The 13,257-nt window shown below is 61.6% G+C and carries 16 protein-coding genes and 1 tRNA gene; 5 read left to right on the forward strand and 12 right to left on the reverse strand.

Features of this window, described 5'->3' with window-relative positions; all coding sequences use genetic code 11:
• Nucleotides 1-731: 731 nt before the first annotated feature.
• Nucleotides 732-1,445, forward strand: coding sequence for a hypothetical protein (locus tag IPK20_06650; protein MBK8016421.1), 714 nt, complete (start codon nucleotides 732-734; stop codon nucleotides 1,443-1,445).
• On the opposite strand, the gene IPK20_06655 is transcribed toward IPK20_06650, so the two are convergent.
• The 8 genes from IPK20_06655 to petA form a co-directional block, all read right to left on the reverse strand.
• A complete protein-coding gene (locus IPK20_06655) occupies nucleotides 1,442-2,200 on the reverse strand; it encodes an HIRAN domain-containing protein (GenBank protein ID MBK8016422.1) in 759 nt (252 codons plus the stop codon). The genes IPK20_06650 and IPK20_06655 overlap by 4 nt on opposite strands.
• A 514-nt stretch (nucleotides 2,201-2,714) precedes the next feature.
• The gene (locus tag IPK20_06660) at nucleotides 2,715-3,143 is read right to left on the reverse strand and encodes a hypothetical protein (protein ID MBK8016423.1); all 429 of its coding nucleotides are present in this window, start codon (nucleotides 3,141-3,143) and stop codon (nucleotides 2,715-2,717) included.
• A gap of 195 nt (nucleotides 3,144-3,338) precedes the next feature.
• Nucleotides 3,339-3,414: transfer RNA gene (locus IPK20_06665), tRNA-Thr, on the reverse strand.
• A 51-nt stretch (nucleotides 3,415-3,465) separates the two neighbouring features.
• Nucleotides 3,466-3,879 carry a ClpXP protease specificity-enhancing factor gene (locus IPK20_06670; GenBank protein ID MBK8016424.1) on the reverse strand — a complete coding sequence of 138 codons (414 nt, stop codon included), beginning with the start codon at nucleotides 3,877-3,879 and terminating at the stop codon, nucleotides 3,466-3,468.
• Nucleotides 3,876-4,475: a glutathione S-transferase N-terminal domain-containing protein gene (locus IPK20_06675; protein ID MBK8016425.1), complete on the reverse strand. Its 600-nt coding sequence runs from the start codon at nucleotides 4,473-4,475 to the stop codon at nucleotides 3,876-3,878. The genes IPK20_06670 and IPK20_06675 overlap by 4 nt, the downstream gene beginning before the upstream one ends.
• 25 nt (nucleotides 4,476-4,500) lie before the next feature.
• Nucleotides 4,501-5,244, reverse strand: a complete 744-nt coding sequence (locus tag IPK20_06680) for a cytochrome c1 (GenBank protein MBK8016426.1) — start codon at nucleotides 5,242-5,244, stop codon at nucleotides 4,501-4,503.
• A 3-nt stretch (nucleotides 5,245-5,247) separates the two neighbouring features.
• Entirely contained in the window at nucleotides 5,248-6,513 is a 1,266-nt protein-coding gene (locus IPK20_06685; protein MBK8016427.1) for a cytochrome bc complex cytochrome b subunit, read from the reverse strand.
• A 5-nt stretch (nucleotides 6,514-6,518) separates the two neighbouring features.
• Nucleotides 6,519-7,118: a ubiquinol-cytochrome c reductase iron-sulfur subunit gene (gene petA / locus IPK20_06690; protein MBK8016428.1), complete on the reverse strand. Its 600-nt coding sequence runs from the start codon at nucleotides 7,116-7,118 to the stop codon at nucleotides 6,519-6,521.
• Between the two features lie 338 nt (nucleotides 7,119-7,456).
• Between petA and IPK20_06695 the strand changes: the two genes are divergently transcribed.
• Nucleotides 7,457-7,897, forward strand: a complete 441-nt coding sequence (locus IPK20_06695) for an OsmC family protein (protein MBK8016429.1) — start codon at nucleotides 7,457-7,459, stop codon at nucleotides 7,895-7,897.
• 46 nt (nucleotides 7,898-7,943) lie between these two features.
• Here IPK20_06695 and coq7 read toward each other — a convergent pair whose 3' ends face one another.
• The 4 genes from coq7 to IPK20_06715 form a co-directional block, all read right to left on the reverse strand.
• The gene (gene coq7 / locus IPK20_06700) at nucleotides 7,944-8,603 is read right to left on the reverse strand and encodes a 2-polyprenyl-3-methyl-6-methoxy-1,4-benzoquinone monooxygenase (protein ID MBK8016430.1); all 660 of its coding nucleotides are present in this window, start codon (nucleotides 8,601-8,603) and stop codon (nucleotides 7,944-7,946) included.
• Nucleotides 8,600-8,842, reverse strand: a complete 243-nt coding sequence (locus IPK20_06705; GenBank protein MBK8016431.1) for a sulfurtransferase TusA family protein — start codon at nucleotides 8,840-8,842, stop codon at nucleotides 8,600-8,602. Before IPK20_06705 ends, coq7 begins: the two co-directional genes overlap by 4 nt.
• Nucleotides 8,843-8,881: 39 nt before the next feature.
• Nucleotides 8,882-10,177, reverse strand: a complete 1,296-nt coding sequence (locus IPK20_06710; GenBank protein ID MBK8016432.1) for a protein kinase — start codon at nucleotides 10,175-10,177, stop codon at nucleotides 8,882-8,884.
• A 202-nt stretch (nucleotides 10,178-10,379) separates the two neighbouring features.
• Nucleotides 10,380-11,798: a M48 family metallopeptidase gene (locus IPK20_06715; protein ID MBK8016433.1), complete on the reverse strand. Its 1,419-nt coding sequence runs from the start codon at nucleotides 11,796-11,798 to the stop codon at nucleotides 10,380-10,382.
• A 56-nt stretch (nucleotides 11,799-11,854) separates the two neighbouring features.
• Between IPK20_06715 and moaC the strand changes: the two genes are divergently transcribed.
• From moaC to soxY, 3 genes are read left to right on the forward strand one after another with little or no spacing between them, the layout of a single operon-like run.
• Nucleotides 11,855-12,361: a cyclic pyranopterin monophosphate synthase MoaC gene (gene moaC / locus IPK20_06720; GenBank protein ID MBK8016434.1), complete on the forward strand. Its 507-nt coding sequence runs from the start codon at nucleotides 11,855-11,857 to the stop codon at nucleotides 12,359-12,361.
• Nucleotides 12,362-12,414: 53 nt separating this feature from the next.
• Complete coding sequence (soxX, locus tag IPK20_06725; GenBank protein MBK8016435.1) at nucleotides 12,415-12,768, forward strand: sulfur oxidation c-type cytochrome SoxX; 354 nt, start codon at nucleotides 12,415-12,417, stop codon at nucleotides 12,766-12,768.
• Nucleotides 12,758-13,255, forward strand: coding sequence for a thiosulfate oxidation carrier protein SoxY (soxY, locus tag IPK20_06730; GenBank protein MBK8016436.1), 498 nt, complete (start codon nucleotides 12,758-12,760; stop codon nucleotides 13,253-13,255). The genes soxX and soxY overlap by 11 nt, the downstream gene beginning before the upstream one ends.
• Nucleotides 13,256-13,257 lie beyond the last annotated feature (2 nt).

The raw sequence follows: 13,257 nt of genomic DNA on the forward strand, positions 1-13,257 counted from the left end.
ACACGGAGCGCTTCGTTCGCGATTGTCTGGCGGACGGGCCTATTACGTCGAACGAGTTTCGCAAGGATGCAGAGGGGGCCGGACATGGATGGCGCACCGTCCAGCGAGTGGCCCGGAAGCTCGGCGCAGAAACCCGAAAGGACGGGATGAAAGGTCCGTGGCGCTGGGGGTTCTACGGTGCCACGAAGGCGACAATTCGCCACGAAGATGACGAAGACGACACTACAAAATGCCTGTCGCCTTCGTCGACTTCGTCCCCTTCGCTGTCGCCTTCGGGATCGGTCGGTGACTGCCTTCCGGCGGACGCGGAGGTGATCTGATGCATCCGACCGAAATCCTGCGGATCCTCCGCGCCGAAGGACTGCAAGTATCCGCTTCCGGCGGTTCCCTGATCGTTCATCCGAAAGAGCGGATCACCGACAAGACACGGGCCTCATTCGTGACCACAAGGCGACGCTCCTGCAGGCGCTCCAGCCGCATCCGCCAACGCCGGAAGCGTCCGGCGGACTTGATCTCGCGGTCTTGGTGAAGCGTGTGGGTGCGGCGCGGGGCTTTTCCGCCGAAGAGACGGTCGAAGCGCTCAGGAACGCTGTGGCGAAGCCGGTCGAGGCTATCCGGTGCTTTCGAGCCTTGGCAGCAGAGGTGCCGCTCCCCGCTTCCGAAAGCCGTTCCGGCGCTGCGGACCGAACGGCGAAGCGTCGTTCGCCCGGTCCAACGCAAGTGGGGGACGCATGAAGGCCGACAAACCGAAGGGAAAGAAAGCCGCTGCCGGGCTGGTAGTGGTCGGCGCGGGCGAGATGAAGCCCGAAGATGCAAAGGCCCTGACGGTGCTCCGTCCGAGTCTCCAAGCTGCGTTCACGCTGAAACAGGCCAACGCGCGGGAAATGGGCGATCTGGACCTGCAGGCCCTGGCAGACGCATTAGCGCAACAGGCACAGCAGGTCTGCGACGGCGATCTAGGGCGGTTGGAGGGAATGCTTGCGACGCAAGCGAGCACCCTCGATGCCCTTTTCGGTGTCCTGACGCGCCGCGCGATTCTGAACATGGGCGAGCACATCGATGCCACAGAGACCTATCTGCGACTCGCCTTCAAGGCGCAGTCACAGGCACGGGCGACGGTCGAAGCCCTCGGAGAACTCAAGCACCCGAAGCCGGTGGCGTTCGTCCAGCAAGCCAACATCGCGAACGGACCGCAGCAGGTAAACAACGGGGTCGATTCCCGGAGCAATACGCGCGCAGGCGCGCACGCGCGGAAAAACAAAAATCCGCAAAACCAACTATCAGGATGTACGAATGAGCTACGTCAGGACACCCGAGCACCGAGCATTGCGGGCGGAACTAATCCGGCAGTGGAGGCCGTGGGAGAAGTCGACGGGGCCCAGGACGGAAGGGAAGGCCCCGGTCGGCACGTCGGGGATACAAAGGGTCGCACCACGAATTACTAAGGGCGCTCCGACGATTGATTCCCGAGCAGCGGGAAGTCAACAGTCTTGCCTTTACCAACCTCAAGAGAAGTGAGTCTGTCTGGCGCGACTAGACCCACTTCTTCTAACGAGACGCGCCTCATGAGGGTTGTCCCAGAATTACAAGCGCAACTCAAGATACGTCGGGCTAATGGAGCGTTAATCTGATTAATCTTAGTCACGATGGCATCTACCGCCGATTGTTCGGAGATGGCTTTGCATAGGTCTGAGACGAGATAACGTGGCGCCCACCCGAGCAAATGGCAGTCCCTAGATTGAAGTTGTACGGCTTGCCTTGTCGCCGGGTTGTTTACCTCAATGGCGACTTGGAGTCGTTCGCCTACTTCAAGCATCTTCGCCCGCTCCTGAGCAGCCGTAGTGACGTGGCGTAAGCCATGCAAGAAGAACCGACAGGAGAATGTTCCATCTGGTAGTCGATTTACCTTAGGAAACACTTCTAGACTATCAGTTTGCCTCTCACCGCCCGTAAGGCTAAGGATCTCGATGGGATCGGCTTTGGACGGATCGAGGGAAAGCCAATTTAAATACTCCACAAAATCCTTACGAGCTGGATCAAGAACTCGATTCTTGAAAAGTGGAAAAAGCTCGCTTGATTCGTAACGCTGGTCGAAACGAGGAAAGGAGATTAGCGGCACAAATCCGGCAATATCACGTGCACGGAGCGCGCCGCGCGTATAACGAAACACATACTCCTGTTCTGCGGGGGATGCATCCAAACGACCAATCGGAAACCAGGCGCGGCTGGAATCCGCTGCTTGCCAAGCGACAAAGAGGGGCTCATCTCAGAATTTCCGTAAGTGCAGCCTTAGAGAAGAGGACCGCTTGTTGGGCAAAAGCCTTTGATGCATTGGAGGCCCTTTCCGAGGGGAGGCGAGAAAAGATTCGGCAAACCTCTGCATCTGGCAAATCTGCGACTCTCTTGAGCGCCGGCATGAAATATGAAGGATACGCTCGCGCAGCCAACTGAACTAGACGAAGAGGATTCTCCCCGTGGGCATCGGTAGCGTTCCTAAAAATGCCGCCTCGGCCCCGCATAACGTAAATCCCGACGGAGTCGTCCTCTAGCTTCTTCAAGCGTGTCACGTCAAGGAGTTCCCGACCTAACGACGACGCGTGGTCAAAGCTCGGCGCTACGCTGAGTTTCCAAGATTTGTTTGCAGAGTCAACGCACATTCGTAGCCCCCAATTTTCGTGATGGCGGTCCGTATTTTCCTATGAGCCCGTCAAGCACTAAGTAACTCGCGAGTTGCGTAAGAATTTCGGTGGCGGTGTCAGGGAAGAGTTCACGAATAGCTCGTTCAATGTTCTCCAGCGTATGGTCTTGTTGGCGAAACCTCTTATTTTTATCGTATCCGGTGACCCGAAGCGCAGTATTTCATTCCCGTGCACAAGCGCCTCCCCGCGGGCGACGGAAATGAAGTTACGCGAGATCGAACCTCTCTTTTCTTCGAACGCCGCGAGTTCCACGTCTGCTGCCGAAATACCCACCGCGCGGGCAATCTCCGCTCCCGCCTTTTCGGCCCAATCTTCACCCGTTTTGAACCGGGCTTCTTTAAACAACCATTTGTCGTTATCTAACTGAACCCAAAACTTGGGTTTGCTGCCCAGCTGTTCGGTGTCGAGCCGGGAGGCCACAGGAAGATCGAGAATGGGATACATGTCGCGTCTAGGCTTCGAGCATCCGGCACCTCCGATGCCGCGACCACCGCGCTCGCCTTCGCGGTCCGCACGAATACACCCGTCCACCGTCGGACTGATAGAACGGATTCCCAATGGAGGTATCCGAAATGGTATCCGGATATAAATGGGCTAAGAGAATGCGCCCGATGTTGTTGCGTAAATTATTGATCTATATGGTGCCGCTTATCCGAATCGAACGGATGACCTACCGCTTACAAGGCGGTTGCTCTACCGACTGAGCTAAAGCGGCCCGATGGCGCAGGATTATAGCGGCCGAGTTTGCGGCCACTTCAGGTCTACTTCACGACCTGCAGTTTCGGACGCCCGCTCGATGGAGGAGTGGGCCGATCGTCCGGAGGGGCTCGTCTGCTTGAGTTGCCTCGTCGGGCGGTTGAAGTTCTGCGGCAGGTTCAGGGAACGCCAGACCCTGGCCGTTCTCTTTCGCGAAGATACCTGCGACCGCATCCACCGGAACGGTGATTTCCTGCGACACGCCGTTGAAGCGGGCGGAGAACTGGATGAGTTCGTTGCCTATGGTCAGATCGCGTGTGGCATCTGCACTGACATTCAGGACGATCTCGCCGTTGCGCACGTATTCCAAGGGCACTTTCGTGCGCTCGGACGCGCGCACGGCGAGGTAGGGCGTGAAGCCGCTGTCGACACACCACTCGTATATCGCACGGATGAGATACGGGGTGGTCGACGTCGTCTTCACTTGCGCATCACCTTCTCGGCAGGCGTGAGCGCCTCGATGAACGCCGGCCGGCTGAACAGGCGCTCTGCGTACTTGAGCAGCGGCGCGGCCTGTTTGGGGACCTGGATACCGTAGTAGTCCAGCCGCCACAGCAGCGGAGCGATGGCGACGTCCAGCATCGAGTATTCGTCGCCCAGCATGAACTTCTGCTTCGCGAACACGGGTGCAATCTGCGTCAGGCTGTCGCGGACCGCCTGACGGGCCTTGTCGGCCTGCTTCTGGTTGCCCTTTTCGAGTGGCTCGATGTTGCAGAACAGCTCGTTCTCGAACCGGAAGAGGAACAGCCGCGCCCGGGCGCGCATGACGGGATCGGCCGGCATGAGCTGCGGGTGCGGGAAGCGGTCATCGATGTACTCGTTGATGATGTTCGACTCGTACAGGATGAGGTCGCGCTCCACCAGTACGGGTGTCCGGTTGTACGGATTCATCACCGCCAGGTCTTCCGGCTTGTTGAACAGATCCACGTCGTGGATCTGGAAATCCATGCCCTTCTCGTACAGCACGATGCGGCATCGCTGGCTGAAGGGGCAGGTGGTTCCGGAATAGAGGGTCATCATCGGGGGCTTCTCCCAGGGCTTGCGTTCAGTGAACGTCCTTCCAGTAGTCCTTCTTCAACGCATATGCCGGAATGAACAGGATGCCGAGGAAGAGCAGGGTCATGATGCCGATCTGAACACGCTTGGCGCGTGCAGGTTCGCCCTGGAACACGAGATAGTTCACGAGGTCTGCGACCGCCGCGTCGTATTCCTTGGATCCGAGGGAACCTGGCTGAGCGAGGACAAGCTTGGGCGCCGCGTGTGCGCCGTGCTCCGTCTTCTGATCGCCACCTTCGTGCTGCAACTCCTGCTGGCCCTGCAACTCCCACAGGACGTGGGGCATGCCGACATTGGGGAACGTCACGTTGTTCCACCCCGTGGGGCGGGTCTCGTCGCGGTAGAACGTGCGCAGATAGGTGTACAGCCAGTCGGCGCCGCGCGACCGCGCGATCACGGAAAGATCCGGAGGTTGCGCGCCGAACCACTTCGCGGCTTCCTTGCCGTTCATCCCGACGACCATCTGGTCGCCCACCTTTTCCGACGCGAACATCAGGTTGTCCTTGATCTGCTCCTCGCTCAGCCCGAGGTCGCCCAGGCGGTTGTAGCGCATGTAGGCGGCCGAGTGGCAGTTGAGGCAGTAGTTCACGAACAGCTTGGCGCCGCGCTGCAGCGAAGAAACGTCCTTGTTGTCGATGGGTGCCTTGTCGAGCACCGCGTGATCCGCAGCGGCTGCAGGCAGTACGGGCACCAGCGAGAGAAAACCGACGAGCAGTGTTCTTAGTGCTTTCATGGCTTACCCCGTCACGCGATCGGGTTCGGGCTTCTCCTTGTCGCTGGCGGTGTACCAGGGCATCGCAAGGAAGAAGAGGAAGTAGACGACGGTGAAGATGCGCGCCAGCAGCGTGGCCGTGTCGAGGTCCGAGGATCCGACCTTGCCGAGGAAGTCCGTGGGATTCACGCCCAGCCAGCCGAGGACGACGAAGCTGACCGAGAAGACGACCAGAGCGGCCTTGAATTTCGGCCCGCGGTAGCGGATCGATTTCACCTTGCCGCGGTCGAGCCACGGTAGAAGGAATAAGATCACGACCGCTGCGCCCATCACCACCACGCCCGGGAACTGCGCACCGAACATGGACGGGACGGCGCGAAGCATCGCGTAATACGGCGTGAAGTACCACACCGGGGCGATGTGCGGCGGCGTCTTCATCGGGTCGGCCGGGATGAAGTTGTTGTCTTCCAGGAAGTATCCGCCGACCTCGGGCAGGAAGAAGACGATGATACTGAATACCATCAGGAAGACGACCACTCCCACGATGTCCTTGACCGTGTAGTACGGGTGGAACGGGATGCCGTCGAGCGGAATGCCGGTCTTGGGGTCCTTCTTCTTCTTGATCTCCACACCGTCGGGGTTGTTGGACCCCACTTCATGCAGCGCCACCAGGTGAGCCGCCACCAGTCCCAGCAGAACCAGCGGAATGGCAATCACATGGAACGCGAAGAACCGGTTCAGCGTGGCGTCGGAGACGACGTAGTCGCCCCGGATCCACACGGCGAGGTCCTCACCCACGAACGGAACGGCGCCGAAGAGGTTCACGATGACTTGCGCACCCCAGTACGACATCTGGCCCCAGGGAAGCAGATAACCGAAGAACGCCTCTGCCATGAGACAGAGGTAGATCAGCATCCCGAAGATCCAGATGAGTTCGCGCGGCTTGCGATAGGAGCCGTACAGCAGTCCGCGGAACATGTGGAGGTACACCACGACGAAGAACATCGAGGCGCCGGTCGAGTGGATGTATCGGACAAGCCATCCCCAGGGGACGTCCCGCATGATGTATTCGACCGATCCGAACGCCGAGCTGGCGTCGGGCTTGTAGTGCATCGTGAGGAAGATCCCGGAGAGGATCTGGATCACCAGCACCAGCAGAGCGAGCGAACCGAAGAAGTACCAGAAGTTGAAGTTCTTCGGGGCGTAGTACTCGGAAAGGTGCGCCTTGTAGGTCGACGTGAGAGGAAAGCGGTCGTCGATCCACTGCAGCAGGGCGGCCGTCTTGCTCATGGGGGTCACGCTCCTTTCTTGTCTTGGCCGACGACAAGCCGAGTGTCGGTCAGGTAGGTGTGGGGCGGCACGGCCAGGTTGATCGGGGCAGGCATGCCCTTGAAGACGCGGCCGGCGAGATCGAACTTGGACCCGTGGCAAGGGCAATAGAACCCGCCCGGCCAGTCGTCACCCATGTCGCTCTCGGGCCCGATCTTCATCTTGGCCGTCGGAGAACAGCCCAGGTGCGTACAGATGCCCACGATCACCGCGATGTCCGGTTTCAGCGAGCGCGTTGCGTTCTTGGCGTACTCGGGCTGCTGCGGCTGATTCGACTCGGGATCGGCCACCTTCTCGACGGCCTTGGGCAGGGCGTCGATCATTTCCTTGGTTCGATGGATGATCCAGACCGGTCGTCCGCGCCACTCCACCGTGATCATCATCCCCGGCTCGAGCTTGGAGATGTCGACTTCCACGGGAGCACCGGCTGCGCGGGCTCGCGCACTCGGAGCCATGCTGGTCAGGAAGGGGGTTGCCACGAAAACCGCCCCGACGGCACCGACTGCACTGGTGGCACCCAGTAGTAGTCGCCGCTTGCTGCTGTCAGGTGCTGAATTCTGCGCCATGGTTCACCTAGCTGTCGAAGTTTCAGCGAAGGCCTCGCCCGCTCGCGGGTCCGGTCCGATCATGTTGTTGTCCGAGTCTGGCGCAGCGCCGGATCGACGCGGCGCCAGACAACCGGGGAGTATACCGGCGGCGCCTGGAAAAGTCTCTAATTTGTAAGGTAATTCGTTGATAATGGGCTCTATTTTTCAGAAGGCCACCTCGCCTTCCCGAGCCGACAGCACTCCGGCGGAGGGGCGTCATGCTGCGATGCGACATCCACTGATTGGGCGGCGGGCCCAACTTCCGATTCCGGAAGACTGACTACAATCGCGTCCCTGGGTCCGTATTGGGAGCAGTCATGAAGGTGAGAGTGAAGTGGGTGGAGAACGTCACGTTTCTCGGCGAGACCGAGAGCAGTCACGCCATCGTGATGGATGGATCACCCGAGGGCGGCGGCCGCAATCTGGGTCCGCGTCCCATGGAAACGCTGCTCGCAGGAGCGGGAGGCTGCACCGCGTACGACGTCGTGACGATGCTGCGCAAGTCACGCCAGCAGATCGAGGATGTCGCGGTCGAGATGGATGCGCAGCGCGCGGCGGAGGATCCGAAGGTGTTCACGCGCATTCACCTGCATTTCGTGGTCAAGGGCCGGAACATTCGCCGGGAAGCCGTGGAGAGGGCGATCGAACTGTCGGCCACCAAGTACTGTTCTGCTTCGATCATGCTGGGCAAGACCGCCGAAATCACGCACGACTTCGAGATTCAGGAGACGTCCGACGCCCCGGCGACCGGGGGCTGAGGGCTGAGGGCTCCCCGGGAATGAGGGGTCGACGCGAAGACCTTTCCTAGATCCTGAAGGCCGTGCTCGTCATGACACTGGACGCAAGCTTCATCGCGACCTTGAGCGGGGCCGGAAACGGCTCTCCGCCGTTGTCCAGTGCCGTCCGGGCGTGCCTCGCTTCGTCCTGGCGCATTCTTTCCAGGATGGCCCGGCTCTTCGCGTCGGCCGCCGGCAACCGTCCCAGGTGACCTTCGATGTGCCCTTCCACTTGCCGCTCCGTCTCGGCCAGGAAACCGAGATTCCATCGATCTCCGGCGAGTCCGGAAAGTGCTCCCAACGCGAAGGATCCGGCGTAGAACAGCGGATTCAGCACGCTCCTGTGCGACCCGGTCTCGTCGATGCGCCGCTCGGTCCACGCAAGGTGATCGGTCTCTTCCCGGGCGGCGGCCTCGAGCAGGGCGCGGACGTGCCCGTCGCGAGCCGTCAGGGCCTGGCCCTGATAGAGGGCCTGAGCACACACTTCGCCCGTGTGATTCACTCGCATCAGCGCACCTGAGAGGTGCCTTTCGGCGTCGGACAGGTCCGCTTCCGCCACGTCATCATCCGGATGCGGTCCCGCCGAAGTCGCGGCAGCCGCGATCGTCCGAAGTCCGCGGTCCAGGGACACGATCAGATGATCGAGCGGAGAAAGCCTGCGGGAACCTTCCGGCGAGGTGTTGCTCATTTCTTGCGCAGCAGAAAACTGAACTCGCCCGAGGCCTCGTTGGCATCCAGCAGCATGTTGCCGGTCTGCCTGCAGAATGCCTGAAAATCGCGGACCGAACCCGGGTCCGTGGCGAGGACCTTCAGCACCTGGCCGGAGGTCATGGTGTTGAGTGCCTTCTTGGTTCGCAGGATCGGCAGTGGACAGTTGAGTCCCCGGGCATCCAGGTCGAAATCGTGCGGTACTGGTTGTTCGCTCATGACGGTCTTTGCGAGGGGCTGCATTCGGAACTCCGGGCCTCAGTGTACCGCGATGTTCCTTTCCATCAGCAGTTGGGAGACCCGGATGTTCGCCTCCTCGAGGCGGCTCACCAGCAGTTCCAGAAAGGCGGCATTGAACCGGTTGCGACAGGACTCCGTCGACTCGGCCAACGCATCATCGGTGATCTCGATCAGCGTGATGTCCGTCAGCGCCGTGACGGTCGCCGAACGCTGGAAATCGCGTGTGCCCAGGTAGCTCATCTCGCCGAAGCACTCTCCCGCCTGCAGCACCGTAAGCAGCTTTCCCTGCTTGGTCACCTGCACCTCGCCCGATGCGAGGATGAAGAAGGAACGGCCGGCATCCCCCTCGCGAATCACGGGAGTCCCCCCGGCGTGCCGCGACCAATGGGAAATCCTCACGACCTGCCACAGTTCGATGTCCGAGAAGCCGTGGAAGAACGAGAGATTGCGGAGGGTGTTGAACTTCTCGGTCTCGGGCACGAGTTCAGGCATCGGCTGAAGATGATTGAAAACGCTGGCCAGCGCGGCTGAGAAGTCGCTCCAGGTCTCGTAGCGCCTCTCCACGCTCTTCTGCAGTGCCTTCTTGACGATGGAGTCGACTGCCGTGGGGATTTCGGGCCGGTGGAGGGACGGCGGCGGCGGGTCGACGTTGATGATCTGATACACCATGCTGAAATTGTTGGTGGCCTTGAACGGCAGGCGCCCCGTCAGCAACTGGTACAGCACGACCCCCAGCGAGAAGATGTCGGTCTGGTGATTGAGCTGCTGATCGCGCACCTGTTCGGGAGACATGTAAGCGGGGGACCCCACGCCCGTCACCTGCGTGGTTTCGGCGCCTAGCGACAGGGCGGCGCCGAAATCGGAGATCTTGATCTCTCCCTCTGCGGCCAGGAGGATGTTGGCAGGCTTGATGTCGCGGTGGATGATGCCCAGGCGGTGCGCGTAGTCGAGCGCCTTGCTGCACTTGAAGACCAGTTCGAGAATTCGCGGGATCGGCAGCAGGTTGTCGACGCGGCAGAATTCCTCCAGCGTGGACCCGTCCACGTACTCCATCACGATGTAGCTGCCGTCCTCGTCCGCGACGGCGTCGTAGATACCGACGATATGTGGATGCTGCAGCTTCCCGGCAAGCGATGCCTCGGTCAGAAACAGACGCTGGAAGCGGCGGCCGTAGTCCTTGTCCCCGAGCACCTCGGCCTTGACGAGCTTGATGGCGACGAGGCGGTCACCGAACGGGTCCTTGGCGAGGTAGACCTCGCTGGTGGCACCGCGGCCCAGCTCCTTGACCACCTGATATTTTCCGATGCGATCCATTCCGTGTCTTGTGCAGCCTCGGATTCCCTGCCCGGGTCGACGATCCGTCTCCAACGGATGCTCCGATACCGGCGGTCCGCAAGCATGGCCGATGCGAAGGCGATACCTGCACCGGTAACGGCATTCTATAGAAGAACTCCAGCAGGACTGAGTCCCCGCGTCGCGCCGGCAGCGCGACACGAGCTTACCGATGAGGCCGTCGTCAGGGTTGTTTGGCGGAGAGCGCGCGGAGCTCCCGCAGCCGCGCCTCGATGCTGGACACGTTGTAGAAGTCGCCGTCGCTGTTCTTGAGGGCCAGCTGGAGTTGCTCTATGGCCATGGGAAGCTGACCGATGGAAAGATAGGCCTCGGCCAGGGACCGGTGTTTCAACATGGCATTGCCCAGCGAGCCATACGCACGGGCCTGCAGCTCGTAGAGCCGGCCGTCGTCCGGATCCTTCTGCATCCGGTTCTCCAGAATCACGTTGGCATCTGCCGCCCGGCCTGCATCGATGAGCAGCGCCGCGTACTCGTACACGAGACTGCGGCGTGTGGGGTAGTCGGCAAGTCCCTGGGCATAGATGGCAAGGGCAGCGTCGCGATTCTTGGCCGCGAGCTGGGTCCGCGCGTCGAGGCTGACAAGCATCGGATGCGCGGCGCCGAGTGCCTTCAACGTGCGCAGCTCCTCAGTGGCTCGCTTGACGTTCTTCCGCCGCAGGAGCGATTCCACCAGTCCATATCGCGCGGCAGCTTCGTTTGCATACTTGCGGTCCGCCAGAAGATCGTCGAAGAACGCGACAGCCTGCTGCGAATCCTTCTGCATCGCGCGCAGCTTCGCACGGACCAATTGGAACTCGAGGCTGTCCGGCACCTGGCGATAGGGCAAGGCGTAAGTGCGGTTCTGGACGTCCGCAATCCGCTCATAGGTGACCGGGTGAGTTCTGAGATAGACCGGGGCGCCGGACTCGAGCACCCTGGTGGCCTTCTGGAGCCGCTCCAGGAAGACGGGCATGGCATGGGGGTCGAACCCGGACCGCTCGAGAATCTGCACGCCGACCCGGTCGGCCTCCCGCTCGTTGTCGCGCGTGAAGGCGAGCTGGTTCGAAAGGGCCTGTGCCTGGGCTGCCGCGATCGCGCCTGCCGCGGCCTGGGGATTGGAACGGGCTGCCAGGATTGCCACGGCGATCGCCGCCATGGACGCGAGACCCTGGCGTTGCTGTGCCGCGATGAGCCTTGCGATGTGCCGCTGGGTCACGTGCGCGATTTCGTGGGAGAGAACGGCCGCGAGTTCCGATTCGCTCTGGGAAGTCAGGAGCAGGGCCGAGTGCACACCGATGAATCCTCCCGGCAGTGCGAAGGCGTTCACTGCGTTGTCGAGCAGAGCGAAGAACGAGAAGTCCTGACGGGAATCCGGACTCACCGCGACCAGCCGATAGCCAAGCCCGTCCAGGTAGTCCTTGATTTCCGCATCGTCCAGGTAGGCGGGGGACGCACGGATCTGCCGCATGACGTTGTAGCCGATCGCACGTTCCTGAGCCGGAGACAGCGTGGCAGCGGACGCATCGCCCAGTTCAGGCAATTCATTGGCCTGGGCGCAGGTCAGGGAAACGGCGAGGGCAACAGTGGTCAGTAGGACGCGCATGCAGGATCTATGATAGTTTCCATGTCTCTTAGTTCGTGTTCCACCCGCACCGGTTCGTGAGCGATCTTACCCACTTCGACAGCGGCGGCCGCGCCCACATGGTGGACGTCGGCGAGAAGGCCGAAACCCATCGCATCGCGCGAGCCCGCGGCCGCATCCGGATGCTGCCTTCCACCCTCGAACGCATCCAGGCCGGCACGTCCCGCAAGGGCGATGTCCTGGGCGTGGCCCGGATCGCCGCCATCCAGGGCTCCAAGCGCACATCCGAACTCATTCCATTGTGCCACCCCGTGGGACTCACCCGGGTCGCCGTCGATTTCGAGATCGTGGAGGCGGAATCCGCCGTGGATTGCATCGCGACCGCCGAGTGTCTGGCGCGCACCGGTGTGGAAATGGAGGCGCTGACCGCAGTGTCCATCGGACTGCTCACCATCTACGACATGTGCAAGGCCGTGGATCGGGGCATGCAGATCGGGGACATCCGCCTCCTCGAGAAGAGAGGCGGCAAGTCCGGGCACTGGCTGGCCCCGGAATCGGCGGGCGAAAGCGCCGCTCCGGACTGACGAAACCGCGGGGACGCGGCACTGTCCCAGACTGCATGAGGTGCACAGTCCACATGGCGTCGAGTCGATGGGTCGCCGCTTTCGCGGCGGGCGTTCTGCTTGCCTGTCCTGACTCTGGCCGGGCAGACAGTGTGGACGCGGGCCGGGCGATCGCCCACGACCAGGAAAAGGGCAACTGTCTGGCGTGTCACCAGATGCCCAGAGACCCGCTCGCGGTGAGCGCCGCCACCATGGGGCCGAAGTTGCAGGATGTCCGTATCCGCTACCCGGACCCAGGCGTGCTGCGTCAGCGGATATGGGATGCCTCACGTTTCAATCCTTCGACGATCATGCCGCCCTACGGCAGACATCGCATCCTCACCGAGAAAGAAATCGATCTGGTCGCCCAATATATCCATGGACTCTGAAACGGAAGGACGATTTCGGCTTGCCGGGCGCCGCAGGGCGCTCCGGCGGCTGCTGGGAAATGCGGCCTGGATTCTTTCGGCGACATCCTCACTGTTGCATCCGATCCTGTCGCTCGCCGCAGGGAGAAACGTGCCGGCCTTCGACGCGAAGGCGATCGACGAGGCCGTGGCTGCCGCGGGTGTTGCGGACGCCATCGAGTCCGACGCCATCGTCCTGCGTGCGCCGGACATTGCCGAGAACAGCGCGCTCGTTCACGTCGAAATCGAATCCAGGCTGCCCGAAACCTCCAGCATCATGCTGTTCGCGGAAAAGAACCCGCAGCCGCTCGTCGCGCAGTTCGACGTCCTCCCCGGGATGGACCCCTTCGTTGCGATACGCATCAAGATGGCCGAGTCGGCGCATCTCAGGGTGGTCGTGACGGCCGGCGGAAAGCACTACTTCACCCGCCGGGAGACCAAGGTCACCCTCGGCGGGTGCGCGGGCTGACG

This window comes from Betaproteobacteria bacterium (assembly GCA_016713305.1).
Lineage (GTDB): Bacteria > Pseudomonadota > Gammaproteobacteria > Burkholderiales.

Bases quoted from the DNA above. Each gene is read 5' to 3' on its own strand.
- IPK20_06650 (MBK8016421.1), top strand. From the start codon at position 732: ATGAAGGCCGACAAACCGAAGGGAAAGAAAGCCGCTGCCGGGCTGGTA.
- IPK20_06660 (MBK8016423.1), bottom strand. From the start codon at position 3,143: ATGTATCCCATTCTCGATCTTCCTGTGGCCTCCCGGCTCGACACCGAA.
- IPK20_06675 (MBK8016425.1), bottom strand. From the start codon at position 4,475: ATGATGACCCTCTATTCCGGAACCACCTGCCCCTTCAGCCAGCGATGC.
- IPK20_06680 (MBK8016426.1), bottom strand. From the start codon at position 5,244: ATGAAAGCACTAAGAACACTGCTCGTCGGTTTTCTCTCGCTGGTGCCC.
- IPK20_06685 (MBK8016427.1), bottom strand. From the start codon at position 6,513: ATGAGCAAGACGGCCGCCCTGCTGCAGTGGATCGACGACCGCTTTCCT.
- petA (MBK8016428.1), bottom strand. From the start codon at position 7,118: ATGGCGCAGAATTCAGCACCTGACAGCAGCAAGCGGCGACTACTACTG.
- IPK20_06695 (MBK8016429.1), top strand. From the start codon at position 7,457: ATGAAGGTGAGAGTGAAGTGGGTGGAGAACGTCACGTTTCTCGGCGAG.
- coq7 (MBK8016430.1), bottom strand. From the start codon at position 8,603: ATGAGCAACACCTCGCCGGAAGGTTCCCGCAGGCTTTCTCCGCTCGAT.
- IPK20_06705 (MBK8016431.1), bottom strand. From the start codon at position 8,842: ATGAGCGAACAACCAGTACCGCACGATTTCGACCTGGATGCCCGGGGA.
- IPK20_06710 (MBK8016432.1), bottom strand. From the start codon at position 10,177: ATGGATCGCATCGGAAAATATCAGGTGGTCAAGGAGCTGGGCCGCGGT.
- IPK20_06715 (MBK8016433.1), bottom strand. From the start codon at position 11,798: ATGCGCGTCCTACTGACCACTGTTGCCCTCGCCGTTTCCCTGACCTGC.
- soxX (MBK8016435.1), top strand. From the start codon at position 12,415: ATGGCGTCGAGTCGATGGGTCGCCGCTTTCGCGGCGGGCGTTCTGCTT.
- soxY (MBK8016436.1), top strand. From the start codon at position 12,758: ATGGACTCTGAAACGGAAGGACGATTTCGGCTTGCCGGGCGCCGCAGG.